This window comes from Nostoc cf. edaphicum LEGE 07299, from assembly GCF_015207245.1.
Classification (GTDB): Bacteria; Cyanobacteriota; Cyanobacteriia; order Cyanobacteriales; family Nostocaceae; genus Nostoc; species Nostoc edaphicum_B.
The window spans coordinates 1-3,728 of record NZ_JADEXF010000613.1 but is presented as its reverse complement, the minus strand read 5'-3'; the positions used below and the strand labels follow the sequence as shown (position 1 = coordinate 3,728).

Below are 3,728 nucleotides of genomic sequence, written 5' to 3'. Positions count from 1 at the left end.
ACTTCGGACAGTAGTTTTTCTGCTTAACCTGTTTTTCCCCTTTTTTAAGGATGATTTAGAGGATGATGCTCAAATTCATGTACAAACAAAAATCGAAAACAAAAAATAGGCATTCGTTTGCAAGAAATTACGTTATCAATTCACAATCCAACTCTAAAGTCAAGCTGTTTAATCTGATTAAGCGACTTTCTCCCAGTTGGCAAGCTTGTTTACCTATCGCTTGTCTGATTGTGTTGGGTTGGGGTTATGCCGCAGTTGCCCAAACTCCAGCCGCAGCGCCAACGACAGCAGAACTCAAAATTGCTATTGACACCCTGTGGGTAGCGATCGCTGCTTTTTTAGTGTTCTTCATGAACGCTGGTTTTGGTATGTTAGAAACTGGCTTCTGTCGCCAAAAAAACGCTGTCAATGTTCTTTCCAAAAACTTGATTGTATTTGCTCTGTCTACCATTGCCTTTTGGTTCATCGGTTTTGCCTTAATGTTCGGTGATGGCAATGACTTCATTGGATTGAATGGGTTTTTCTTAAAAGGAGTAGATAACAGTCCCGCTACAGCAGACGCTTATAAAGGTATCTTCAGTGCTCTTAATTGGGCTGGTGTGCCTTTAGCAGCCAAGTTTCTATTCCAGCTAGTGTTTGCTGGAACAGCAGCAACAATCGTTTCTGGTGCAGTAGCCGAACGGATTAAATTTGTTGACTTCCTAATTTTCAGCCTCTTACTTGTAGGTATTGCCTATCCCATTACCGGACATTGGATTTGGGGTGGTGGTTGGCTAGCAGACAGAGGCTTTTGGGATTTTGCCGGTTCTACGGTAGTTCACTCTGTAGGCGGGTGGGCAGCTTTGATGGGGGCAGCATTTCTTGGGCCCCGTCTTGGTAAATATCAAGATAAGCAAGTTGTAGCACTGCCCGGTCACAACATGAGTATTGCGACGTTGGGCTGTTTGATTCTGTGGTTGGGCTGGTTTGGTTTCAACCCAGGTTCTGTAATGGCTGCTGATCCTGGTGCGATCAGTCATATTGCTCTAACCACTAATATGGCTGCTGCTGCCGGTGGAATTGCCGCCACCATCACAGCTTGGTTGTACTTAGGTAAACCAGACCTGTCAATGATTATCAATGGTATTTTGGCTGGCTTGGTTGGGATTACAGCATCTTGTGCTTACGTAGGTATCGTTAGTTCTTTAGTAATTGGCTTCATTGCTGGAGTACTGGTAGTTTTCTCTGTAACATTCTTTGACAAACTTGGCATTGATGACCCAGTGGGAGCTACCTCAGTTCACTTAGTTTGTGGTATCTGGGGAACCCTAGCAGTTGGTCTATGGTCTGTTGGCCCTGGTGTTTTTACTTGGTATACACTTGGCCCAGAAAAAGGTTTATTTTCAGGTGGTGGCTTTGGACAGTTTGGTGTTCAGTTACTGGGCGTTCTCTCAGTAGGTGGCTTCACTGTTTTACTCAGTAGTATTTTTTGGTTGGCACTAAAAGCGACTTTAGGTATTAGAGTATCCAAAGAAGAGGAATTAGAAGGTTTGGATATCGGCGAACACGGTATGGAAGCCTACAGTGGATTTCTCAAAGAAGGTGATGCAACTGGATTTTCTGATGAACAAGGCTCAATTGGGAGACTTTAGGGGAAATATTTCTTTGGTTCATCCTCTGGCATATTCTTAGTATGAGCTACCAATACACCATTAGTAGATTGAACTGATTCCGCAAAATTCTCTATCCAAGCAGAGAGAAGTAGGGGGTATAAAACCTCCTACTTTTTGCCTGATTAGTGCTTTATTTAGCGATCGCATTTTACGTTGTGAAAATTTTATGGTTAAAGGTTTAAGAGTTAGTATGCTGCTATTGGCAGTTATGGGAAATTTGGCATGGTCATTTAGTGCCAAGGCAAATTTTAACGGCAAACTCACCGTGGAAATTGATGGCTTGAAGAATCAAGAAGGACAAGTCTGTGCCAGTATATTTGGTAACAGTAAGGGATTTCCTGGCGATGGCGATCGCGTCTTACAAAAGCAGTGTACCAAGATTACTGAAAATCCCTTACCAATTACCTTTAATAATTTGAAAGCAGGCAGTTACGCCGTTGCTGTCTTCCACGATCAAAATAATGACCGCACTCTCAATAGCAATCTTTTTGGTATACCAAGCGAAGGTTTTGGATTTTCCAGCAACCCAGAAATTCGCGCAAGAGCGCCCAAATTTAGCGAAGCAGTATTTTTAGTAGCAGGGCCAGATACCAATATTCAAATCCAGTTGAAATATTTTTAAGCTGCTAGCAGATTCAGTTTCTGTGAAACAAGAATCTCCCGCTACACCGGTTGGCGGTTAGCGGGGGAGTATCAATGTTGTGAATCATTGTCTGAATCTTCCTCTAGACTTTGTTGCTCCGGCAAGTCACGTATTCGCATTCGATTCATCTGAGTTAAAGCATATCGTGCTGTTGCTTGCACATCGGCATCTGGGTCTTCTAGCGCATGGTGCAACATCTGACTCATTTGACCCATCATGTCATAAACGCGCGTCAGGTCACGGATCGCATTTTGCCGTACTTGTGGACTTTCATCTTGAATTGAAATTGCTAAAGCACGGTTCATCGGTTTGAGTGTGCGGATGCCAATTTCTGACAAAGCTGCCAAAATTAAGCTACTTTCTTGAGAATCAGCATCAATTATCAGGTCAACCAGATGCTGAGTTGCCCGCGAATCTCCCTGCTGTCCCAAATCCCAAATAGCCTTGCGCCGCTTCGTTGGGTCAGAACTGCGTAAATCTTGAATTAATTCCTCAACGATATTGAGTTTAGCAAGACGGGAAGTTTTTTCTGGTAGCAGTAATTGTGTGGAAAATGGCGGTTGAGGTGTTTGTAGACTAGTGACAGTCTCCAGCAAAGGTGGTGTAATCGGTTCTTTGTTAGCTTCACTCAATCTTTTAGGCTCTGATATTTCGGAGTTTTGGACTTGCTTTACCTTCTGAAACGACCTCAGCAAATAAAAAAGTGCGCCAGTACATCCTAGAACTCCAATGGTAAATAGTAACCACCAGACAAAACCTCTCTCGGATGCTAGGGGATTTGCAGAAGTCGGAGCAACAGAGGTAACTTTTGGGGAGGTAACTTTTGGAGAAGTAATTATGGGAGAGGTGACAAACTGCTTTTTAGCCTCCATTGCTACTTGCAGCTTCTCCTGAGTCGCCGGGCCAGCAATCCCATCTAATTTTAAACCCTTTATTTTCTGGAATTTAGCTACAGCGATTTCTGTACTGACGTTATACTGTCCATCTATCACGCCCTTGTAGTATCCCAACTGCTTTAATTGGGTTTGTAGTCTCTGCACATCTGATTTTCGACTACCATATCTCAAAATAGCCGGACTAGCAGTAATTGTCGAACTAGCTTGTGCAAGTTCTAAAATTTCAGGTGCTAGGTTAGGTGTGGCTGCACTTGAGCGATGTGGGTACAAACCCACACAAGAAAAATAGGTAAATATCAGAATTGAGGAACGGCATAGCCTCATATTGCAAGTTTCAACCTGAACGTGCTTTTCAAATCTTCGATACCACAATAGCTTCTAGATGACCAAATGTTAACTGTCATTTTTAATTGGGAATTGGGCATTGGGCATGGGGCATGAGGCATTGGGAAAAAGGAGGCAGGTGGTCACTGAGCGTAGTCGAAGTGCAGGCTAAGAAGAGAAGTGAGGCAGTATTTCGACTACGCTCAACAACCA

At 43.3% G+C, this 3,728-nt stretch carries 3 protein-coding genes; 2 read left to right on the top strand and 1 reads right to left on the bottom strand.

What is annotated here, in order from left to right; all coding sequences use genetic code 11:
• Positions 1 to 77: 77 nt before the first annotated feature.
• Both IQ229_RS17755 and IQ229_RS17750 read left to right on the top strand, forming a co-directional pair.
• Positions 78 to 1,631: an ammonium transporter gene (locus IQ229_RS17755; RefSeq protein WP_194045972.1), complete on the top strand. Its 1,554-nt coding sequence runs from the start codon at positions 78 to 80 to the stop codon at positions 1,629 to 1,631.
• A gap of 187 nt (positions 1,632 to 1,818) precedes the next feature.
• Positions 1,819 to 2,274 (top strand): DUF2141 domain-containing protein, encoded by a 456-nt coding sequence (locus IQ229_RS17750; protein ID WP_194045970.1) that lies wholly within the window; start codon positions 1,819 to 1,821, stop codon positions 2,272 to 2,274.
• A gap of 71 nt (positions 2,275 to 2,345) precedes the next feature.
• Here IQ229_RS17750 and IQ229_RS17745 read toward each other — a convergent pair whose 3' ends face one another.
• Complete coding sequence (locus IQ229_RS17745) at positions 2,346 to 3,515, bottom strand: peptidoglycan-binding protein (protein ID WP_194045968.1); 1,170 nt, start codon at positions 3,513 to 3,515, stop codon at positions 2,346 to 2,348.
• Between the last annotated feature and the right edge of the window lie 213 nt (positions 3,516 to 3,728).

What these genes read in the sequence shown, in the direction of transcription:
- IQ229_RS17755 (WP_194045972.1), top strand. Translation starts at nt 78, where the DNA reads ATGTACAAACAAAAATCGAAAACAAAAAATAGGCATTCGTTTGCAAGA.
- IQ229_RS17750 (WP_194045970.1), top strand. Translation starts at nt 1,819, where the DNA reads ATGGTTAAAGGTTTAAGAGTTAGTATGCTGCTATTGGCAGTTATGGGA.
- IQ229_RS17745 (WP_194045968.1), bottom strand. Translation starts at nt 3,515, where the DNA reads ATGAGGCTATGCCGTTCCTCAATTCTGATATTTACCTATTTTTCTTGT.